Origin of the sequence: Nitrospirillum goiasense, assembly GCF_034427435.1 — a bacterium.
In the GTDB taxonomy this organism is placed as follows: domain Bacteria; phylum Pseudomonadota; class Alphaproteobacteria; order Azospirillales; family Azospirillaceae; genus Nitrospirillum.
Window position 1 is genome coordinate 883725 of record NZ_JAXQNP010000004.1, and the last position, 19123, is coordinate 902847.

A 19123-nucleotide genomic window follows, 5' to 3' on the forward strand; every position below is an offset into this window, starting at 1 on the left:
CATGACCGCAGAGGTGATCGATCACCCAGCCCGATGGCCGGCCCTGTTCATTGCCGGAACGCTGTTGATCTTGGTGTTTGGGGAGGCCTTGCTGGTAACCGAATTGGCGTGGCTGATCCTGATCCGACTGGCGCTGTTCGCCGCGTGGCTGGTTCTCAGCTTGACCGCCATCAACCTCGCTCTGCGCAGCCGCCGTGGTTCGCCGCGCCGTGCCATGTCCTACGCCATCCTGCCTTCAGCGGCATTGTTCGCCATTCTGTGGCCGTCAATTGCCGTCCATGCGCCCACTGTCCTGGGCGACCGCCTGCACTTCGCCCTGCAGCGCCCTACTTATGAAATCAAGGCCCTAGCCTTGCCACACCTCGGCGAGCCTCGATTGATGGTCATCAACTGGGTTGGCAATCCATTCAGAGGGACGGGCGTCGTCTATGACGAGAGCGACGAGGTGACATTGCCGCGTGGCCAACATTCCGCCAGCTGGAAAGCGCGGATTGACCGCACGGTGCTGGCCTGCCCCTACGACTACACGGTCAATGCCGTGCTGGAGGGGCATTTTTACTTGGTGGATTTCGGTTGTTAGTCCGTGTCTCTACCGCTCGCCCGCCGAAGGCCCACCCATTCAGGACGCCCTTTCCATGCGCTACCCCTCCCTTTGGTACCAGGAAGATGACGGCTATGTCCTCTGGCCCGTCCTAACGGCCCTGGGCCTCGCCAGCGTTGCCGTGCTGATTACGGCCTCACTGGCCGAATTAAGCTTGCTGTGCCTGCTCAGCCTGATCGGCCTGATGTACGCCGCGGCGCTTACAGCCGCCATGGCCGGTATCATGGCCGCTCACGCAATCGGACGACGTCGTTGGCGGCGGGCGCTGTCACTTATTCTGCTGCCTCTTATCGTCGTTCCGGCCCTGAAATGGCGAGAGGAACTGGCGCGGCCGATATTCGTCACAGGCGAGGTGTTGCACTTCCTCGCCCTGCGCCCCGTTTATCTGCGACGGATCCAGGCCATGCCCGACACCAGCGCGCCCAAGCTGGCACTATTCATTTGGGGTGGCTGGTTGGCCACCTCATACGGCATCGTTTACGATGAAAGTGATGAAGTGGCCCTGCCGGCGGAACGCCGATCCAACGCCTGGACAAGCCGAACGGATCAGACCTTGCTGTCGTGCGGATACAGTTTGGACGCCGATTTCGGGGGCCACTTCTACTTCGTCAATCTCTCGTGTTGAGCCTCACACCGCCAGCAACAGCGGCGCCAGGGCCGCCAGGCCCAGGCCGGCCAGGCGCGGGGCCAGGGCCAAGCCGGCGCGTTCCGCCAGGCGGGACAGGGCGACGCCGGCCAGGTGCAAGGTGGCGGAGGCGGTGACGAAGCCCAGGCCGTAGGCCAGGCCATCGGCATCCGCCGGCATCTCCGCCCCATGGGCGGCGCCGTGGCAGAGGGCGAAGGCGCCGATCAGGGCGGCGCCGGCAGCCAGGGGCACGCGGGCGCCGAAGGCGGTCAGCCAGCCCAGGGCGGCCACCGACAGGACGATGCCCCATTCCACGCCGGGCAGGGCCAAACCGTTGGCCCCGGCGACAGCGCCGGCCACCAGCAGGGCCAGGAAGGCAAGCGGCCACAGCCAGACGGCGCGGGCACCCTGCCCGCCCCGGGCCTGCTGGCCGGCCCACAGGCCCACGGCCGTCATGGCGGCCAGGTGGTCCAGCCCGCCGAAGGGGTGGGCGAAGCCATCGGTGAAGCCGTGGGTGTGGCCGGGCATGCCCGGGTGCGCCAGGGCCACGGCGGGCACGAAGGCGGCGGCGACAGTCAGGGCGGGCAGCAGGCGGCGGTGCATCATGGTCGGGTTCCCCTGTTCGGTGTCGGTGTATCCTAGGCGGCCAAGCCGCTCATTCAGTCTCAGGCGGCCAAGCCGCCCAATACGCACTAGGCGGCCAAGCCGCCGGCGCGTTCGATGAAACGGGTGACGACGTCCAGGCCCTGCGCCGTCTTCAGGTTGGTGAAGACGTAGGGGCGTTCGCCCCGCATGCGCTTGGTGTCGCTGTCCATCACCTCCAGGCTGGCGCCCACCAGGGGGGCCAGGTCGATCTTGTTGATGACCAGCAGGTCGGACCGGGTGATGCCGGGGCCGCCCTTGCGCGGGATCTTTTCCCCGCCGCCACGTCGATGACGTAGATGGTGATGTCGGCCAGTTCCGGGCTGAAGGTGGCGGCCAGGTTGTCGCCGCCGGATTCGATGAGGATGATGTCCAGGCCCGGGAACTTGGCGTTCATCTGATCCACGGCCGCCAAGTTGATGGAAGCGTCCTCGCGGATGGCGGTGTGGGGGCAGCCGCCCGTCTCCACCCCCAGGATGCGGTCGGGATCCAGGGCGCCGACGCGCGTCAGGATCAGCGCGTCCTCCTTGGTGTAGATGTCGTTGGTGATGGCGACGATGTTGTAGATGTCGCGGAACCGCTTGCACAGCGCCTCCATCAACGCGGTCTTGCCGGAGCCGACGGGGCCGCCGATGCCCACCCGCAGGGGCCCATGGGGGGAGACGTGGGGAGAAGACGTGCTCATGAGCGGAACAACCTCGTGTATTGCGTCTCGTGGTTCATGGAGGCGATGTCGGCCACCCAGGCCGCACCACCCAGATCATCCAGGGTGGTGGACGCCGCCCGGCCGGCGGTGGCCAGCACCAACGGTTCCAGCCGCGCCAGCGCCCGCTGGCCGTCCGTCTGGCCCAGCGGCACCAGGCGCAGGGCCGCCGACACCAGGTTGCCGACGAAGCCGTGCAGGTAGCCCAGCAGGGTGGCGGGCAGGCTGAGGCCGTGACCGGCCGCCACCGCCCCCACCGCCACGGGATAGGCCAGATCGCCGCCCATGGCCTTCAGCCGGTCGACGGCCTCACACGGCCAGGCCGACGCGATGGCGGCGGCGAAGGCGCGACCTTGGGACAGGCTCTCCAGCCGCCGCTCCGCCGTGGGCGTCAGGGCGGCGGCCAGGTCCGCCACCTCGGCCAGGCCCGCCCAGTCGCCGGCCGCCGAGGCGCGCCAGGCCGCCGCCGCCAGCACGGCGTCGTTCCAGCCGGAGCCCAGGGCCAGCAGGTCATCCACCCAGGCGACCAGCGCGTCCACCGTGCGAATAGTGCCGTCCTCCACCCCCCATTCCAGGCCATGGCTGTAGGAGAAGGCGCCCACGGGAAAGGACGCGGTCAGCCAGGTCATGAGGCGGTAGACGCCGGCGGCGTCGGCGACGGCTTCAGCCATGGCCGTGCCCATAGTGGTGATGGCCATGATCGTGATCATGCCCGTGGTCGTGCGAATGGCCATGCCCATGCCCGTGCCCACCGCCGGCCGGGCTGTCGCCATAGGCGCCGCCCTCGGGATCGAAGGGGGCGGAGACGGGCGTGACGATGGCACCCAGGCCGGTCAGCATGTCGGCCAGCACATGGTCGGCGCGGATGCGCAGGCGATCCCCCCGCAGTTCGGCCGGGATGTGGCGGTTGCCGATGTGCCAGGCCATGCGCAGCAGGTCGCCGATGGCCTCGCACCGCACCTCCAACAAATCCTCGCGCGCCGCCTTCACGGCGACGATGCCGCCGCCGGTCAGCACCAGGCCATCGCCGTCACGGATGTGGCGGGGGCTGGGCAGGTCCAGCATCAGGGGGCCATCCCCGCCGTCCCGCTCCAGCCGCAGGCGCCGGCGGCAGCGGTGGTCGAAATCCAGCGTCACGGTGCCCACCGCCTTGGCGGCATCCCAGTAGCCAGCGGGCAGGATGGTGTGCGCTTTGGGTAAATCAGTCACGGGATGACACCCTCAGAACAGGAAATAGCGCTGCGCCATGGGCAGCACGTCGGCGGGTTCGCAGGTGACGATCTGGCCATCCACCCGCACCTCATAGGTTTCCGGATCGACCTCGACATGCGGCGTGGCGTTGTTGTGCACCATGGCGGCCTTGCCGATGCCGCCCCGGGTGTTGGTCACGGCCAACAGGGTCTTCTCCAGCCCCAGGCGCTGGCCCAGGCCATCGTCCAGGGCCGCCTGCGAGACGAAGGTGACGGCGCTGCGCCGCACCGCGCGGCCATAGGCGCCGAACATGGGGCGGTAGTGCACGGGCTGGGGCGTGGGGATGCTGGCGTTGGGGTCGCCCATGGGGGCGGCCACGATGGTGCCCATCTTCAACACCAAATCCGGCTTCACCCCAAAGAAGGCCGGTGACCACAGCACCAGATCGGCCAGCTTGCCGGCAGCGATGGAGCCGACATGCGCGCTCATGCCGTGGGCGATGGCGGGGTTGATGGTGATCTTGGCGATGTAGCGCTTCACCCGCGCGTTGTCGTTCTCCCCCGTCTCCTCCGCCAGTCGGCCGCGCTGCACCTTCATCTTGTGCGCCGTCTGCCAGGTGCGGATCAGCACCTCCCCCACGCGCCCCATGGCCTGGCTGTCGGAGGAGATGATGGACAGGGCGCCCAGGTCGTGCAGCACATCCTCCGCCGCGATGGTCTCGCGCCGGATGCGGCTTTCGGCGAAGGCCACGTCCTCGGGAATGTTGGGGTCCAGGTGGTGGCAGACCATGAGCATGTCCAGATGCTCATCCACCGTGTTGCGGGTATAGGGCCGCGTGGGGTTGGTGGAGGACGGGATGACGTTGGCCAGGCCGCAGACCTTGATGATGTCCGGCGCGTGGCCGCCGCCCGCCCCCTCGGTATGGTAGGCGTGGATGGTGCGGCCCTTGAAGGCGGCGATGGTGTCCTCGACGAAGCCGGACTCGTTCAGCGTGTCGGAATGGATCATCACCTGCACGTCGAAGCGGTCGCCCACGTCCAGGCAGGTGTCGATGGCCGCCGGGGTGGTGCCCCAGTCCTCATGCAGCTTCAGGGCCGCCGCCCCAGCGCGCACCTGTTCCTCCAGCGCCGCCGGCAAGGCGGCGTTGCCCTTGCCGGCGAAGGCCAGGTTCATGGGGAAGGCCTCCGCCGCCTCCAGCATGCGGGCCAGATGCCAGGACCCCGGCGTGCAGGTGGTGGCGTTGGTGCCGGTGGCGGGGCCGGTGCCACCGCCCAGCATGGTGGTGACGCCGGACATCAGCGCCTCTTCGATCTGCTGCGGGCAGATGAAGTGGATGTGGGTGTCGATGCCGCCGGCGGTCAAGATCTTGCCCTCGCCCGCGATGACCTCCGTCCCCGGGCCGACGATGATGTCCACCCCCGGCTGCACGTCGGGGTTGCCGGCCTTGCCGATATGATGGATGCGGCCGTCGCGCAGGCCCACGTCGGCCTTGACGATGCCCCAGTGGTCGATGATCAGGGCGTTGGTGATGACGGTGTCCACCGCCCCTTGCGCGCGGGTCGCCTGCGACTGGCCCATGCCGTCGCGGATGACCTTGCCGCCGCCGAACTTCACCTCCTCGCCATAGGTGGTGTAGTCCTTCTCCACCTCCACGATCAGGTCGGTGTCGGCCAGGCGCACGCGATCGCCCACGGTGGGGCCGAACATGTCCGCGTACGCGGCGCGGCTGATCTTCACGGCCATCAGTTGCCCCCCTTCACGCTCTGGTCCGACAGCGCGCCGGAAACCTGGGCGCTGAACCCGTACACCGTCCGGGCGCCGCGATAAGGCACCAGGGTGACGGTGCGGGTCTGCCCCGGCTCGAACCGCACCGCCGTGCCGGCGGGGATGTCCAGCCGGTGGCCGTAGGCCTGGGCGCGGTCGAAGCTCAGGCCCGCGTTGGTTTCGAAGAAGTGAAAGTGGCTTCCCACCTGGATGGGCCGGTCGCCGGTGTTGGCCACGTCCAGCGTCACCGTGGGCAGGCCGGCGTTCAGCTCGATCTCCCCCTCGGCGGTGAAGACTTGTCCCGGGATCATCGTCATCACGGCACCTCAGCGGATGGGGTTGTGGACGGTGACCAGCTTCACCCCATCGGGGAATGTCGCCTCCACCTGCACGTCCGGGATCATTTCGGCGATGCCCTCCATCACCTGGTGGCGGCCCACGACATGGGCGCCCTGGTCCATCAGTTCCGCCACCGGGCGGCCGTCGCGGGCGCCCTCGACCACGAAGTCGGTGATGAGGGCGATGGCCTCGGGATGGTTCAGCTTCACGCCCCGTTCCAGGCGGCGGCGCGCCACCATGGCGGCCATGGCGATCAGCAGCTTGTCCTTCTCACGCGGGGTCAGGTTCACGGGCTTGATACTCCCTCAGCAGCGCCAGACGCGCGGAACCGGCATCCCGCGCAGGAATTCGATCAGGGGCGTCAACGCCCGCAGCAGGGTTTGGCCGTCCGATGCCACCAGGCGCAGGGCCAATAGGCCGTTCCAGGCGCTGGCCCCAGCCTTGACGCCCTCGGCGCGCAGCAGGTCGCGCACCGCGTCCACCCGGGCCTCCGCATCCGCCGCCATGTAGAGGCAGGACGCCACCGCCCGCCCGCCGCCGGCCACGGCGGCGCGGGCCAGTTGGGCGTCGATGTCGCCCTCAAGGCGCACGGCATCGGCATAGACCAGACGCCCGTCCCGGCGGATGCACCAGTCATCGCGGAATAGGCCCTGGGTCACCCGCTCCCCCCGGGCGGTGCGGCCGAACACCGTGGCCTCCACCGCCAGCAGGGTGGCGTCCAGCACCATCTCCACCTCCAGCCGGCGGCGCAGCCGCGCGCCATCGAACAGGATGGTCTCCTGCGGCAGCCAGTCCAGCCGGCCAGCCACACTCAAGCGGTTCAGCACCAGCGCCTCACCCGCGCTGGCGCGGTAGACCTTCTCGGCGGCCTGCGTGGTGACGGTGGCGCGAGCGCCGGCGGCTACGATCACCTCCGTCTCCAGCACATCACCGCCGGTCAGGCCGCCGCCGGTGTTGATCAGCACGCCCTCCAGCCCAGGCCCCTTGGGCAGGCGCAGGCGGGCGGAACCGGACTGGTAGAGGCGGTCCAGGCGGGTGACACCGTCCGCATCCGCCTTCACGCCCAGGACGACACGGCCCTCCAGGCGCTGCAATCGGGTGGCGGGCGGGAGGCCCGCGGGATGGGACGCGGCGTCAGGCATGACAGCCCCCGCTCCCCACCGGCGCTTTCCCGTCCCGCGTCATTCCCAGGCCACCCCACTGTTTCCCCGCAGGCGGTTCGCAACCGCCGTGCCAGCGGTTGACCCTGCGGCCCGCGTGGCACGACCGCCCACGCGGCCCCCGATCATCGCCCAGAATTTGAGCGCCTGTCGATGTGCGCTTAAAAGATGGGCAGCCCCCATACGTCATTTGACGTACGGACCGGCGTCCCCTCACAACACGGCGTCCGGGTGGCTGGCGGCCAGCAGGCCGCGCACACGGGGCACCAGGAAATCGGACAGCGATTGCACCTTGGCCGGCAACAGGGCGCGATGCGGATAGACGATGGCCAGTTGTACGGGCTCGGGCGGGTGGTCGGGCATGACGATTTCCAGCGCGCCAGACTTCACCTCCTCCGCCACCTCCCACAGGGGTTTCAGGGCGATGCCGTGGCCGTCCACGGCCCAGCGCGTCAGCACGTCGCCATCATCGGCGTCCATGGGTCCGGCGATGGACAGCTTGGTGGACTTCGCCTCCCCCTTGGCGCCATCCCCCTTGCCCGGACTGGTGAGAGTCCAGCGATATTGCTGCGTGCCGGGAAAGCGCAACAGCAGACAATCATGCTCCAGCAGGTCGGACGGCGCCTGCGGCCGGCCGCGCGCCGCCAGATATTCCGGCGCCGCCACCAGCACGCGCCGGAGGTCGGCGATCTTGCGCACGACGAAGCTGCTGTCCTTCAGCGCGGCCATGCGGATGGCCATGTCCACGGACTCGCGCAGCAGGTCCAGCAGATGGTCAGACAAGCGCAGTCGCACATCCACCATGGGATTGGCGGCGCGGAACTCCGGCACCAGGGGGCCCAGCACACGCCGGCCGAAGCCCAGCGGCGCCGTCACCCGCACGCTGCCGGACGGGGCGCCGCCCTCGGCCGCGATGCTGCTGTGCGCCCGCTCCACCGCCTCCAGCACCTCCAGGCAGTGCTGGTAGAAGATCTGGCCGGTTTCGGTGGCCTGCAGCTGGCGCGTTGTGCGGTTCAGCAGGCGCGCGCCCAGGTGGGCCTCCAACTGCTGGATGCGGTGGCTGACCAGGGCCGGCGACATGCGCAGGTTCCGCCCGGCCGCCGACAGGCTGCCCAGGTCCACCACGCGCACGAAGACCTGCATGTTCTCCAGCAGGGCCATCACCCCATCCCCCAAACACTAGGCTTAGCTCCGGACATCCCTTGCAAGGCCGGGGCCTAACTAAAATTTCTTCAGTTCGCCGGCCATGCATCCGGTGGCCAGTCACGGGCCATGTGCACAATACGCAGGATCACCAAAGCTTCGCCGCCAGTTGGTTTGGCCATGAACTTGTAGGCAATAATATAAGGCAGGTCCGCCACCACCTTTTCATAGGTGCCGGTAACGCGCCCTTTACGCCCCAAGGCGCGCTGCCCCAAGGCGCTGCCTGTTGCGCGGATGGCCACAGCCACCTTGCGGGCAGCTTCGGGATTGTCTTTGGCAATGTGACGCGCGATGCCTATCAGCTCATCCAACGCATCGCGGGACCAAATGACGGACCGCTTCACCCCCGGCTCCGCGCAACTTCCTCAATCGCCGCGTCCAGTTCATCCATCGCCTGATCGTGTGGTATCAATCGGCCCGCCTCAATATCCGCCAAGCCGCGTTGGATTCCTTCAACCAAAGCGATTTCCCGCGCCACATAGTCAGCAATGGCCTCTGCCGCCAAATAGGAGCGGGTTCGGTTGGTCTGCGCCGACAACGCAGCGAGTTGGTCCTTAACCTCGGGCTTGAGCCTGACGGTCAGAGTGGTGCTGTTAGACATGGCGCCTCTCTTCATACGGGCGGACTGTATTCAGGTGTACACATCTTCGCACAGGCGCGCCTGAGATACCATTCTAATCCCGGTCATGCACCCGTTGCCCCTGGATGTAGGTCGCCCGCACCGCGCGGTCGTCGCCCAGGGTCATGAGCAGGAACAGCTCCTCCTCCAGGTCGCCGTGGATGGCTTCGCGCCGGTGGGCCATGGCGGGGGTGGCGGAGGCGTCCAGCACCACCAGGTCGGCATAGCGGCCGGGGGCGATCTGGCCGATCTCGCCGGTCAGGCCCAGGGCGGCGGCGTTGCCCCGGGTCATGAGGTCGAAGGCGGCCAGCGCCGGCCAGCTTTGACCGCGCAATTGCAGGACCTTGTACCCCTCCCCCGCCGTGCGTAGCAGGGAATAGCTGGTGCCGCCGCCCACGTCGGTGGCCAGGCCCAGGCGCACCGGCCGGGCCGGGTTTTCCAGGGCGGCGCGGTCGAACAGGCCGCTGCCGATGAACAAGTTGCTGGTGGGGCAGAAGACGGCGATGGACGCCGTCTCATGCATCCGCGTCCTTTCCCGCTCGCTCAGATGGATGCAGTGACCGAAGAGGGAGCGGTCGCCCAGCAGGCCGTAGCGGTCGTAGACGTCCAGATAGTCCTGCGCCTCTGGATACAAGCCCGCCACCTGGCGGATTTCCTCATCATTCTCCGACAGGTGGGTTTGCAGGTAGACGCCGGGATGCTCGCGCAACAGCGCGCCCGCCGCCTCCAGCTGTTCGGGCGTGGAGGTGATGGCGAAGCGCGGGGTGACGGCGTAGCGCTGGCGGCCGACGCCATGCCAGGCGCCGATCAGCGCCTTGGAATGGTCGTAGCTGGTCTGGGCGGTGTCGGTCAGGGCGGTGGGGGCGTGGCGGTCCATCATGACCTTGCCCGCCACCAGACCCACGCCGCGCGCCTCCGCCTCGGTGAACAGGGCCTTGACCGAGCCGGGGTGCACGCTGCCGTAGACCACGGCCGACGTGGTGCCGTTGCGCGCCAGCTCATCCAGGAAAAAGCGGGCGTTGCGGCTGGCGTGCGCGTGGTCGGCGTACCGCTGTTCCTCGATGAAGGTGTACTTCTCCAGCCACTCCATCAACTGCGCCCCGTAGGAGGCGATGACCTGGGTCTGGGGGAAGTGGATGTGCGTGTCGATGAAGCCGGGCAGGATCAGGCCATCGGGGTAATGGTCCACCGCCATCCCCGCCGGCAGAGTGGGCAGGAGGTCCGCCACCTCGCCCACCGCCGTGATGCGACCGGCCGTTACCACCACCATCCCATCGGCGATGTAGTGATAGCTGTCGCGGTCGCCCGGCCCTTGGGGCGCGCGCAGGAAGGTCAGAAGCCGGCCGCGCAGGGCGGTGGTGCCGGGGGTGAACGCCATGACGAATATCCAGGTTACGGAACGCTAGCCGACGCCACGGGGGGCGATGCGGCACCGGCGGACCAGGCGGCCAGGATGGCCCGTTCCTCCGGCGTGATCAGGGTGACATTGCCGGGCGGCATGGCGCTGCTGAGCGCGGCCTGGCGCCGGATGTCGTCGGCATGGCGCAGGATATCGCCCGGATTGTCAAGGATGACGCCATGCGGCGGGTCGCTGATGCCGTCCCAGGCCGGGGCCGCCGTGTGGCACATGCTGCATCGGTTCATCACCACCTCCTGCGCCTGAGCGAACGTAGCCGGCGTGGCGGAGGCCGCCCCCACCGCCGGGCCGCCATCAGCGGAGCCCTGGGCGCTGAGCCAGGCGGCTGCGACGATGCCAGCGGCGGCCACGCCCCAGGCCCACCACGGCGCCGGCTTGCCCGTGTGCTTGATGTTGAAGAAGTGGCGGACGCTGGCGCCCACCACCAGGATCAGGGCGAAAATCACCCAGTTGTAGCGGGTGGCGTAGGTCAGCGGATAATGGTTGCCGATCATGAGGAAGACGACCGGCAGGGTCAGGTAGTTGTTGTGCATGGACCGCTGCTTCGCGGCCTTGCCCAGGGACGGGTCGGGCGTACCGCCGGCCAGCAGGGTGGCAACCACCTTGCGCTGGTTGGGGATGATCAACAGGAAGACGTTGGCCACCATCATGGTGCCGATCAGCGCCCCCATCTGCAGCAGGGCGCCGCGCGGGCTGAAAACGTGCGTCGTTCCCCAGCAGGCCGCCACCAGGAAGACGAAGCCCACCGCCGCCAGCGCGCCGTTGTGCTTGCCCAAGGGCGACCGGCACAGCAGGTCATAGACGATCCAGCCGGCGGCCAGCAGGGCGACGCTGAGGCCGATGGCCTGCCCTTGCGTCAGAGCCATGACCGACGGGTCGATCAGCAGCAAGTCGGCGCCCCGGTAGTAGAGGACGCACAGCAGGAAAAAGCCGCTGAGCCAGGTGGTGTACGCTTCCCATTTGAACCAGGTGAGCTCGGCCGGCATCTGGCCGGGCGCCACCAGGTACTTCACCATGTTGTAGAAGCCGCCGCCGTGAACCTGCCACGCCTCCCCCTGCACGCCCTCGGGTAGGTGGGGCCGTTTGCGCAGGCTGGCGTCCAAGGCCATGAAGTAGAAAGAGGACCCGATCCAGGCCACCGCCGCGACGACGTGCAGCCAGCGCGCCAGCCCGTTGACCCATTCCCAGAAAATGAACGCCATCGCCCCGCCGCCCCGAATTTTTGTGCAACCGCACAACGCTACGGGCGCCGGCGGCGCCGCGCCAGGGTCCGCATATCGGCAACAGCTTCAAAAATCATGGAAAGCCGGCAGCATCCCACCATTTCAACACCCGCAGCGCCCGCAGAGTGATCCAGGGCGATGGCTGGCCCGGCCCGTCGTTGACCTTGAGCCACACCCGTCCGCGCAAATCCCAGTCCAGCGGCCAGGTGCCGTCCGGCTGGCGGCGGGAACGGACGTGGGCGACGGCCTCGGCCAGGCGCGGATCGGGCTGGGCGCGGCTGAGTTGGCCGGCGGCGCGGAAATAGTCCAGGGCGCGCAGGATGTCATAGCGCCAGCGGTTGGGGTGCAGCAGGTCCAGGAACCGCGGGTCGGCCGGTTCCCCCGTCGTCAGGCGGCGGAACAGGTGGCGGGTCAGCAGGTATTCCTCCCCCGTCCGCCGCGCGTCGCGGGAGCGGTCGGTACCGCCGGTGGCGCGCTCATACTCCAGCAGGCCTTCCAGCACGTTAAGGGTGCTGGCGAAGGAGGAACAGGCGGAACCGGCGGCGCGCTCACAATTCCAGCCGCCATCCGGTTGGCGGTCGTCCACCAGGCGGTCGACCAGGGCGGCGACGTCAGCGCCGAAATAGGCGCCGTTGGCCACGGTGCGGCCGTTGATGCACTCCTCCACCTCCCCCTGCCAGTAGGGCTGGCCGCCCTCATCCCAGCGGGAATGGGCCCCGACCAGGGCCACGGTGCGCCGGGCGCGCTCGGTGGCCGGGTCCAGGCCGAATTCGCGCAACTGGTCCAACGCGAAGGCGGTGGCGGTCCACGGCTGGCCGCTGCGGTGCCATTCGTCGGGGGTGAAGTCGGCGGGGAAGAAAGCGCCGCCGGCCCATTGCCCATCCGGGTCCTGGCAGGCCAGCAGGCGGGCGCCCCAGCCATCGGCTTCCACCTTGGCCCGCTCACCCGCCCAGTCCGCCTCCGGCAGATCCAGCAGGTCGCGCATCACCTGCCAGCGAATGGCCGGGTCCCCGGCCAGAAGCCAGGCGATGACGGCATCGTGTCCAGGGACATGGTGTTCAGGGGCGTGGTGTTCAGTCATGGGCGCCTCCCATTCCGCGCCCGTCGATCTTAGCGCGTCCGCAGCGTCGCGGCGATAAGGGCCACCGCCCGGTCGATATCCGCCCCGGTGGTGCCCCGGCCGAGGCCGAAGCGCAGGCTGCCGAAGGCGGCGGCCGCGTCCAGCCCCAGGGCGGTCAGCACATGCGAGGGCTGGCCGCTGGCCGAGCGGCAGGCGGAGCCGGTGGACAGCGCCAGGTCGGGCAGGTCCAACAGCAGGTCGGCGGCGTCCACACCCGGCAGGGTGACGTTGAGACAGCCGGGCAGCCCATCGGCGGGGCCGTTGCGCCGAATACCGGGGACGGCGGCGCTCAGGCCCGCCCACAGCCGCGCCGTCAGCGCCGACAGATGGGCGCGGTCATCATCGCGCCGGCGCAGGGCCAGCCGCGCCGCCTCGGCAAAGCCCACGATCAGGGCGGTGGGCGGCGTGCCCCAGGACCAGGGGGCGGTTGGCGCCAGGCCCGACCGCGCCACCAGGGCGCCCACGCCCTGCGGCCCATAGAGCTTGTGCGCCGACAGTGTTATCATATCGGGGCCGGAACGATCCTTGTCTCCCAAAGGCAAGGGGCCCGTCGCCACGCGCTGCACCCCGTCGCAATGCCACAGGGCGCCATGGCGACGGCACAGGTCCCCCACCGCCGCCAGCGGCTGCAGGCTGCCGACCTCATTGTTGGCGGCCATGAGCGACAGCAGGGCCGGACGGCCCGCCCCGACCAAGGCGGCCTCCAGCGCGTCCAGGCGGATGACGCCCAGGCCGTCCACCGGCAGCAGGGTGACCGCGTGCCCGGCGGCCCGCAGATCCGCCACCTGGCGCAGCACGCTGTCATGCTCGATGGCCGAGACCAGGACCGGAATGCCGGCCGGCACCAGGCCCCGAAGGGCTAGGCGGTTGGCCTCGCTGGCGCTGGGGGTGAAGGTCACGGTGGCATCCGCCGGCGCCTCCACCAGCGCCGCCACGGCGCGGGCGGCCTGGATTATGGCGCGGGCGGCCTGGCGGCCAGGATTGTGATGGGCGGACTGGGCGTTGCCGGCATGGTCCGGCTGGAACCAGGGCAGCATGGCGGCCAGCACGTCCGCATCCAGGGGCGTGCTGGCCAGGTGGTCCAGATAGAGCGGGCCACCGCCGGCGGCCGTGGGAAGGCCCGCCACTAGATGGCCCCGTAGATATCGCCCATCATCACCGTGGTCTGCGGCGGGCGGCGCAACAGGGTGGTCAGCACCTCCGCCACGGTGAGGGCCGCGATAACCTCGGGCCGCTTGTCCCCCGAGAGGCCGGCGCCAATGGGGCAGATCAGGCGGCGCAGGTGGACCGGGTCATAGCCCTGCGCCTGATACCAGCGGGAGAAGCGCTGCCGCTTGGTGTGCGACCCGATCAGGCCGACGTAGGCCGCGTCGGTGCGTTGTATCGCCTCCGCCGCGATGGCGAAATCCAGGTCGTGGTTATGGGTCATGACCAGATAGCCGGCGCCGGGCGGCGCCAGCGCCACCTGGCTGGGCAGTTCCGTCGCCACGCGGATATCGGCGTCGACCGGCGGGTCGGGGGGAATTCCGACGCCCGGCTGTCCACCCACACCAGGCGCAGCGGCAGGGGCGCCATGGCGCGGGCCACCGCCTTGCCGACATGGCCGGCGCCGAACAGCATCAGCCAGGGCTGGCCGGCCAGGGCCGTGGCCTCCGCCGCGCGCAGACGGTACAGCACCGTCTCGTCCACCCGCTCCACCGTCAGCACGACATGGCCGCCACAGCACTGGCCCACGGCCGGGCCCAGGGGCACGTCCAGGCGTACGGGGTCCCCGCCCTCGACCAGCAGACGACGGGCGGTTTCCAGGCCCAGATGCTCGAGCCGGCCGCCGCCCACCGTGCCGATCTGCCAGTCCGTTCCCACCGCCATGCAGGCGCCAGCCTCGCGCGGGGTGGAACCGCGCGCCTCCGTCACCGTGACCAGGGCCACCGCCTCGCCCCGGGCCAGGGGGCCGGCCAGCGTGGCGGATAGGGGGCCGGGGGCCGACAGCGGAACGCGGGGCGAGGGAACCGTGCTCATGCCATCCCCTCACCCGCCGCTGCCTGGGCGCGCAAACGCTCTATGGTGGCCAGCACCCGTTCCGGCGTGGCCGGCGCGTCCAGCCGGGGACAAATCTTGTGGCCGGCGACGCTGGCCACCGCGTCCGACAGGGCGTGGAGCACACTGATGCCCAGCATCAGGGGCGGCTCCCCCACCGCCTTGGAGCGGTGGATGGTGTCCTCCACATTCGGACTGTTCTGCACCAGGCGGACGTTGAACCGGCGCGGGCGGTCGCCACAGGCCGGGATCTTATAGGTGCTGGGCGCGTGGGTGCGCAGGCGGCCCTGGGCGTCCCACCACAGTTCCTCCGTCGTCAGCCAGCCCATGCCCTGGATGAAGCCGCCCTCCACCTGTCCCTTGTCCAGGGCGGGGTTCAGGCTGTCGCCGCAGTCGTGCAGGATGTCCACCTGGTCAACCACATACTCGCCCGTCAACGTGTCCACCGTCACCTCCGCCACCGCCGCGCCATAGGCGTAATAGAGGAAGGGGCGGCCCTGGCCCTTGGCCCGGTCCCAATGGATCTTGGGTGTCTTGTAATAGCCGGTGGCCGACAGGGAAATGCGGCCCATGTACGCGGCCTTCACCACCTCCCGGAAGGTTAGCAGCCGATCGCCCACCCGTACCCCCTCGGCGGTGAAAACCACGGCGGCCTCCGGAACGTTCCAGTGGCCGGCGGCGAATTCCACCAGCCGGGCCTTCAGCGCGCGGGCGGCGTTCTGCGCCGCCTTGCCGTTGATGTCGGAGCCGGAGGACGCGGCGGTGGCGGAGGTGTTGGGCACCTTGCCCGTGGTGGTGGCGGTGATGCGGATGCGGCCGATATCCACCTGGAACTCATCGGCCACCACCTGGGCGACCTTGGTGTTCAGGCCCTGCCCCATCTCCGTCCCGCCATGGTTCAGATGGATGGAACCGTCGGTGTAGATATGGATCAGCGCGCCACCCTGGTTATAGGGCGTGAAGGTGAAGGAGATGCCGAACTTCACCGGCGTCAGGGCCAGTCCCTTTTTCAGGTAGGGGTTGGCGGCGTTGAAGGCGCGGATGGCCTGCCGCCGCGCGCGATAGTCCGACCACGCCTCCAGTTCATCGACCAGGGGGCCGATGATGTTGTCCTCGACGGTCTGGTGATAGGGCGTCACGTTGCGGTCGGTGGTGCCGTAGAAGTTCACCTTCCGCACATCCAGCGGGTCCAGGCCGGTGGCGAAGGCCACCTCTTCCACCACCCGTTCGGCGGCCACCATGCCCTGGGGCCCGCCGAAGCCACGGAAGGCGGTGTTGGACACGGTGTTGGTCTTCAACGGCAGCGACGCCATGCGGGCATTGCCATAGAAATAGCAATTGTCGGCATGGAACAGGGCGCGGTCGGTCACCGGGCCCGACAGGTCCGCCGCGAAGCCGCAGCGCGCGGCGAACAGCATGTCCGTGGCCAGGATGCGGCCCTGATCGTCAAAGCCAACCTGATAATCCACCTCGAAATCGTGGCGCTTGCCGGTGATGCGGATGTCGTCGTCGCGGTCGGGGCGCAGCTTGGCGGCGCGGCCGGTCTTCTTGGCCACCAGGGCGACACAGGCGGCGAACAGGTTGGCCTGGGTCTCCTTGCCGCCGAAGCCGCCGCCCATGCGCCGCACCTCCACCGTCACCGCCCCGTCGGGGATGTCCAGGACGTGGGCGACGATGTGCTGCACCTCGCTGGGGTGCTGGGTGGAGACGTGGAGCAGCACGTCCTCATCCTCCCCCGGGATGGCCATGGCGATCTGGCTTTCCAGGTAGAAATGCTCCTGCCCGCCGATGACGATGCGGCCGGACAGCGTCCGGGGCGCCGCCTTCAGCGCCGCTTCCGCATCGCCCAGGCGCAGGGTCATGGGCGGGGTGACCAGGGTGCCGGTGGCGCGCGCCGCCGCGATGTCCAGGACCGCCGGCAGATCCTCATACTCCACCTTGGCCAAGCCCGCCGCGCGGCGGGCCTGGTCGCGCGTCTCCGCCGCCACGGCGAACAGCGGGTGCCCGTGGTACTGCACCACATCCTCGGCGAACAGCGGCTCGTCATGGCGCAGGCCGGCGCCGATGTCGTTATCACCCGGAATGTCCGCGGCGGTGAACACCGCCACCACGCCGGGGGCCCGGCGCACGGCCTCCAGGTCCAGGGACAGGATGCGGGCGTGGGCGCGGCTGGCCAGGCCCAACTGCACATGCAGCAGGCCGGCCGGTTCCGCGATGTCGTCGACGTACAGCGCCTCCCCGCTCACGTGCTTGTGCGCGCTTTCGTGGCGGCGGCTGTCATGCACGGCGCCGTCGATGCGGCGGCTGGCGGCGGGGATGTCGGCGTTGATGTCGGCGGGGGTCTTGTCAGGCATTGCACACCCCCCGGCTTGCGATATCGCAACCCGCCGGACGCGCCTGGGCACGCTGCGCCAGCACGCGCGTGGCGGGGGCGTCGGGCGCGCTTTCCGCCTGGAACTTCAGCAGCAGGTTGCCCGCCACGGCCAGGCGATAGGCGGCGCTGGCCCGCCAATCGCTGAGGGGGGTGAAATCCTGGGCCAGGGCCGCCTTCGCGTCCCGCGCGGCCGCCGCGTCCCAAGGCCGGCCCAGCAGCGCCGCCTCCGCCGCCGCCGCGCGCTTGGGCGTGCCCGCCATGCCGCCATAGGCCAGGCGGGCGCGGGTGACGCGGCCGTCATCGCCCACGGTCACCAGGAAGCAGGCGCACAGGGCGGAGATGTCCTGGTCGAAGCGCTTGGAGATCTTGTAGGCGGCGAACAAGTCGCCCCGGCCCGGCTTGGGCACGGTCACGCTTTCCACGAACTCGCCCGGCTGGCGGTCCTGCTTCCCGTAAGCCAGGAAGTAATCCTGCAGCGGCAGCGTGCGGCGCTGCGCCCCCCGGCGCAAGGTCAGGCTGGCGCCCAGGGCGATCAGGGCCGGCGGCGTGTCCCCGATGGGGGAACCGTTGGCGATGTTGCCGCCGATGGTGCCGGCGTTGCGCACCTGCTCTGCCCCCACCCGGCGCAACAGTTCGTCCAGGTCGGGGTGCAAGGCGCCCAAAGCCGCCTTGGCGGCGGTGAAGGTGACGGCGGCCCCCAGTTCCAGGGCGTCCCCCCGGTCCGTGATACGCGCCAGGCCGGCCACACGGCCGGTGTAGATCACGGTGGGCAGCACCTTCTGGTGCTTGGTCACCCACAGGCCCACGTCGGTGGCGCCGGAAACGATGGTGGCGTCGGGGTTGGCCAGCACCAGATCGGCCAGCTGGTCCACCGTGGACGGCGCCAGGAAGCGGCGGCCATCGCGGCCCGTTTCCACCACCGCGTCATCGGCCAGGGCGGCCAGCGCCCGGGTCACCGTGGGCAGGGCGTCGTCGATATGGTCCGGCGTCCGGTCACGCAACCGCTGGGCCGCCGCGACGATGGGGGCATAGCCGGTGCAGCGGCACAGGTTGCCGGCCAGGGCATCGTCGATACGCTGTTCATCCGGCACACTGCCTGGCGGCTCCGCCCGGTTCAGGGCGTACAGCGACATGACGAAGCCGGGAGTGCAGAAGCCACATTGCGAACCGTGGCAGTCCACCATGGCCTGCTGCACCGGGTGCAGGGTGCCGTCCGGCCGCTTCAGGTGTTCCACCGTCAGCAGTTGGCAACCGTCCAGGGTGGCCAGAAAGCGGATGCAGGCGTTGATGGCCTCATGCCTGACCGCACCCTCGACCAAGCGCCCCACCACCACGGTGCAGGCGCCGCAGTCGCCCTCGGCGCAGCCCTCCTTGGTGCCGAGGCGGCGCTCCGTGCCGCGCAGCCAGTCCAGCACGGTCAGCGTCGGGTCCAGGTCGGTCAGTTCACGCAGCTCATTGCCCAGCAGGAAGCGGACGGTTCGGCGGTGCTGCATCTCAACTGCCCCGGTACGTGGAATAGGCGTAGGGGGAGATCAGCAGCGGCACGTGGTAGTGCTGGCCGGCGTCGGCGATGGCGAAGCGGATGGGCACCTCATCCAGGAAGGGCGGATCGGCCAGGGCAACGCCGCCCCCTTCATGAACCCGCGTCTGGAAATAGGCGCCGACGGCGAAGGTCAGCTCATAGCGGCCCACCACCAGGTCGGCGCCCGCCAGCAGGGGCGCGTCGCAGCGGCCATCGGCGTTGGTGCGGGCCTGCGCCACGCGGGTGCGGGCGCCATCATCGCCCAGGCGATCCAGCACGACGGATATGCCCGCCCCGGGCCTGCCCGCCATGGTGTCCAGCACATGGGTTGTCAGGCGCCCCTCGCCCCGGCCCGCATTCATCTGGCCTGCACTCATCTTCGCCGCCCGTCTGTCGCCCTGTTCTCGCTTGTGCACAAAAGGTACATGGGGTGGCATCGCCCCGTCAGCCAGCCACCCCAGGAAAGTCTTTCAAAACAATCAGGAAGGCGCCCGTGCCGGGGCGCGCGATATGCTGGCGTCGCCATGCTGGACCTTTCGGGGTCGCGGCGGCAACCCTATCGGGCGATAATGCGCCTTAAGGG

At 69.4% G+C, this 19123-nt stretch carries 21 protein-coding genes and 1 pseudogene; 2 read left to right on the forward strand and 20 right to left on the reverse strand.

All coding sequences use genetic code 11. The annotated features are described in order from the left end of the window. Position 1: 1 nt before the first annotated feature. Both ULB03_RS25645 and ULB03_RS25650 read left to right on the forward strand, forming a co-directional pair. Positions 2-580 carry a hypothetical protein gene (locus tag ULB03_RS25645; RefSeq protein WP_322485915.1) on the forward strand — a complete coding sequence of 193 codons (579 nt, stop codon included), beginning with the start codon at positions 2-4 and terminating at the stop codon, positions 578-580. Between the two features lie 55 nt (positions 581-635). After that, positions 636-1226: a hypothetical protein gene (locus tag ULB03_RS25650; protein WP_322485916.1), complete on the forward strand. Its 591-nt coding sequence runs from the start codon at positions 636-638 to the stop codon at positions 1224-1226. Between the two features lie 3 nt (positions 1227-1229). On the opposite strand, the gene ULB03_RS25655 is transcribed toward ULB03_RS25650, so the two are convergent. The 20 genes and pseudogenes from ULB03_RS25655 to uraH all read right to left on the reverse strand — a co-directional run bounded on the left by ULB03_RS25655 (position 1230) and on the right by uraH (position 18917). After that, positions 1230-1832 (reverse strand): HupE/UreJ family protein, encoded by a 603-nt coding sequence (locus ULB03_RS25655; RefSeq protein WP_322485917.1) that lies wholly within the window; start codon positions 1830-1832, stop codon positions 1230-1232. 86 nt (positions 1833-1918) lie between these two features. Next, positions 1919-2553: pseudogene (ureG, locus tag ULB03_RS25660) on the reverse strand (urease accessory protein UreG). Next, a complete protein-coding gene (locus ULB03_RS25665; RefSeq protein WP_322485918.1) occupies positions 2550-3269 on the reverse strand; it encodes an urease accessory protein UreF in 720 nt (239 codons plus the stop codon). Before ULB03_RS25665 ends, ureG begins: the two are co-directional and overlap by 4 nt. Continuing rightward, positions 3235-3780, reverse strand: coding sequence for an urease accessory protein UreE (locus ULB03_RS25670; protein WP_322485919.1), 546 nt, complete (start codon positions 3778-3780; stop codon positions 3235-3237). Before ULB03_RS25670 ends, ULB03_RS25665 begins: the two co-directional genes overlap by 35 nt. Positions 3781-3792: 12 nt before the next feature. Further along, positions 3793-5505 carry an urease subunit alpha gene (ureC, locus tag ULB03_RS25675; protein ID WP_322485920.1) on the reverse strand — a complete coding sequence of 571 codons (1713 nt, stop codon included), beginning with the start codon at positions 5503-5505 and terminating at the stop codon, positions 3793-3795. Continuing rightward, entirely contained in the window at positions 5505-5837 is a 333-nt protein-coding gene (locus tag ULB03_RS25680) for an urease subunit beta (RefSeq protein WP_322486242.1), read from the reverse strand. Before ULB03_RS25680 ends, ureC begins: the two co-directional genes overlap by 1 nt. A 15-nt stretch (positions 5838-5852) precedes the next feature. Continuing rightward, on the reverse strand, positions 5853-6155 hold the full coding sequence (locus ULB03_RS25685; RefSeq protein ID WP_004273333.1) for an urease subunit gamma: 303 nt from the start codon (positions 6153-6155) through the stop codon (positions 5853-5855). Between the two features lie 15 nt (positions 6156-6170). After that, positions 6171-7007: an urease accessory protein UreD gene (locus ULB03_RS25690; protein ID WP_322485921.1), complete on the reverse strand. Its 837-nt coding sequence runs from the start codon at positions 7005-7007 to the stop codon at positions 6171-6173. Positions 7008-7238: 231 nt separating this feature from the next. Beyond that, positions 7239-8186, reverse strand: a complete 948-nt coding sequence (locus ULB03_RS25695; protein WP_322485922.1) for a LysR family transcriptional regulator — start codon at positions 8184-8186, stop codon at positions 7239-7241. Positions 8187-8257: 71 nt separating this feature from the next. Further along, entirely contained in the window at positions 8258-8572 is a 315-nt protein-coding gene (locus ULB03_RS25700) for a type II toxin-antitoxin system RelE/ParE family toxin (protein ID WP_322485923.1), read from the reverse strand. Next, positions 8569-8829: a CopG family ribbon-helix-helix protein gene (locus ULB03_RS25705; RefSeq protein WP_322485924.1), complete on the reverse strand. Its 261-nt coding sequence runs from the start codon at positions 8827-8829 to the stop codon at positions 8569-8571. The genes ULB03_RS25700 and ULB03_RS25705 overlap by 4 nt, the downstream gene beginning before the upstream one ends. A gap of 73 nt (positions 8830-8902) precedes the next feature. Further along, positions 8903-10225 (reverse strand): guanine deaminase, encoded by a 1323-nt coding sequence (gene guaD, locus ULB03_RS25710; RefSeq protein ID WP_322485925.1) that lies wholly within the window; start codon positions 10223-10225, stop codon positions 8903-8905. A gap of 14 nt (positions 10226-10239) precedes the next feature. Next, a complete protein-coding gene (locus tag ULB03_RS25715; protein ID WP_322485926.1) occupies positions 10240-11466 on the reverse strand; it encodes a urate hydroxylase PuuD in 1227 nt (408 codons plus the stop codon). A gap of 94 nt (positions 11467-11560) precedes the next feature. Further along, positions 11561-12568: a hypothetical protein gene (locus ULB03_RS25720; protein ID WP_322485927.1), complete on the reverse strand. Its 1008-nt coding sequence runs from the start codon at positions 12566-12568 to the stop codon at positions 11561-11563. 29 nt (positions 12569-12597) lie between these two features. Further along, a complete protein-coding gene (locus tag ULB03_RS25725) occupies positions 12598-13734 on the reverse strand; it encodes a cysteine desulfurase family protein (RefSeq protein ID WP_322485928.1) in 1137 nt (378 codons plus the stop codon). Beyond that, the gene (locus tag ULB03_RS25730; RefSeq protein ID WP_322485929.1) at positions 13734-14096 is read right to left on the reverse strand and encodes an XdhC family protein; all 363 of its coding nucleotides are present in this window, start codon (positions 14094-14096) and stop codon (positions 13734-13736) included. Before ULB03_RS25730 ends, ULB03_RS25725 begins: the two co-directional genes overlap by 1 nt. Continuing rightward, positions 14033-14626 carry an XdhC family protein gene (locus ULB03_RS25735; protein WP_322485930.1) on the reverse strand — a complete coding sequence of 198 codons (594 nt, stop codon included), beginning with the start codon at positions 14624-14626 and terminating at the stop codon, positions 14033-14035. Before ULB03_RS25735 ends, ULB03_RS25730 begins: the two co-directional genes overlap by 64 nt. Beyond that, positions 14623-16998: a xanthine dehydrogenase molybdopterin binding subunit gene (gene xdhB / locus ULB03_RS25740; protein WP_322485931.1), complete on the reverse strand. Its 2376-nt coding sequence runs from the start codon at positions 16996-16998 to the stop codon at positions 14623-14625. The genes ULB03_RS25735 and xdhB overlap by 4 nt, the downstream gene beginning before the upstream one ends. Beyond that, on the reverse strand, positions 16991-18511 hold the full coding sequence (gene xdhA, locus ULB03_RS25745; RefSeq protein WP_322485932.1) for a xanthine dehydrogenase small subunit: 1521 nt from the start codon (positions 18509-18511) through the stop codon (positions 16991-16993). Before xdhA ends, xdhB begins: the two co-directional genes overlap by 8 nt. A 1-nt stretch (position 18512) precedes the next feature. Further along, positions 18513-18917 carry a hydroxyisourate hydrolase gene (gene uraH / locus ULB03_RS25750; protein WP_322485933.1) on the reverse strand — a complete coding sequence of 135 codons (405 nt, stop codon included), beginning with the start codon at positions 18915-18917 and terminating at the stop codon, positions 18513-18515. Positions 18918-19123 lie beyond the last annotated feature (206 nt).

Coding starts and splice junctions, on each gene's coding strand:
- ULB03_RS25695 (WP_322485922.1), bottom strand. CDS start 8,186: ATGGCCCTGCTGGAGAACATGCAGGTCTTCGTGCGCGTGGTGGACCTG.
- ureC (WP_322485920.1), bottom strand. CDS start 5,505: ATGGCCGTGAAGATCAGCCGCGCCGCGTACGCGGACATGTTCGGCCCC.
- ULB03_RS25665 (WP_322485918.1), bottom strand. CDS start 3,269: ATGGCCATCACCACTATGGGCACGGCCATGGCTGAAGCCGTCGCCGAC.
- ULB03_RS25655 (WP_322485917.1), bottom strand. CDS start 1,832: ATGATGCACCGCCGCCTGCTGCCCGCCCTGACTGTCGCCGCCGCCTTC.
- ULB03_RS25650 (WP_322485916.1), top strand. CDS start 636: ATGCGCTACCCCTCCCTTTGGTACCAGGAAGATGACGGCTATGTCCTC.
- uraH (WP_322485933.1), bottom strand. CDS start 18,917: ATGAGTGCAGGCCAGATGAATGCGGGCCGGGGCGAGGGGCGCCTGACA.
- ULB03_RS25680 (WP_322486242.1), bottom strand. CDS start 5,837: ATGATCCCGGGACAAGTCTTCACCGCCGAGGGGGAGATCGAGCTGAAC.
- ULB03_RS25715 (WP_322485926.1), bottom strand. CDS start 11,466: ATGGCGTTCATTTTCTGGGAATGGGTCAACGGGCTGGCGCGCTGGCTG.
- xdhB (WP_322485931.1), bottom strand. CDS start 16,998: ATGCCTGACAAGACCCCCGCCGACATCAACGCCGACATCCCCGCCGCC.
- xdhA (WP_322485932.1), bottom strand. CDS start 18,511: ATGCAGCACCGCCGAACCGTCCGCTTCCTGCTGGGCAATGAGCTGCGT.
- ULB03_RS25705 (WP_322485924.1), bottom strand. CDS start 8,829: ATGTCTAACAGCACCACTCTGACCGTCAGGCTCAAGCCCGAGGTTAAG.
- ULB03_RS25720 (WP_322485927.1), bottom strand. CDS start 12,568: ATGACTGAACACCACGCCCCTGAACACCATGTCCCTGGACACGATGCC.
- ULB03_RS25645 (WP_322485915.1), top strand. CDS start 2: ATGACCGCAGAGGTGATCGATCACCCAGCCCGATGGCCGGCCCTGTTC.
- guaD (WP_322485925.1), bottom strand. CDS start 10,225: ATGGCGTTCACCCCCGGCACCACCGCCCTGCGCGGCCGGCTTCTGACC.
- ULB03_RS25690 (WP_322485921.1), bottom strand. CDS start 7,007: ATGCCTGACGCCGCGTCCCATCCCGCGGGCCTCCCGCCCGCCACCCGA.
- ULB03_RS25735 (WP_322485930.1), bottom strand. CDS start 14,626: ATGAGCACGGTTCCCTCGCCCCGCGTTCCGCTGTCGGCCCCCGGCCCC.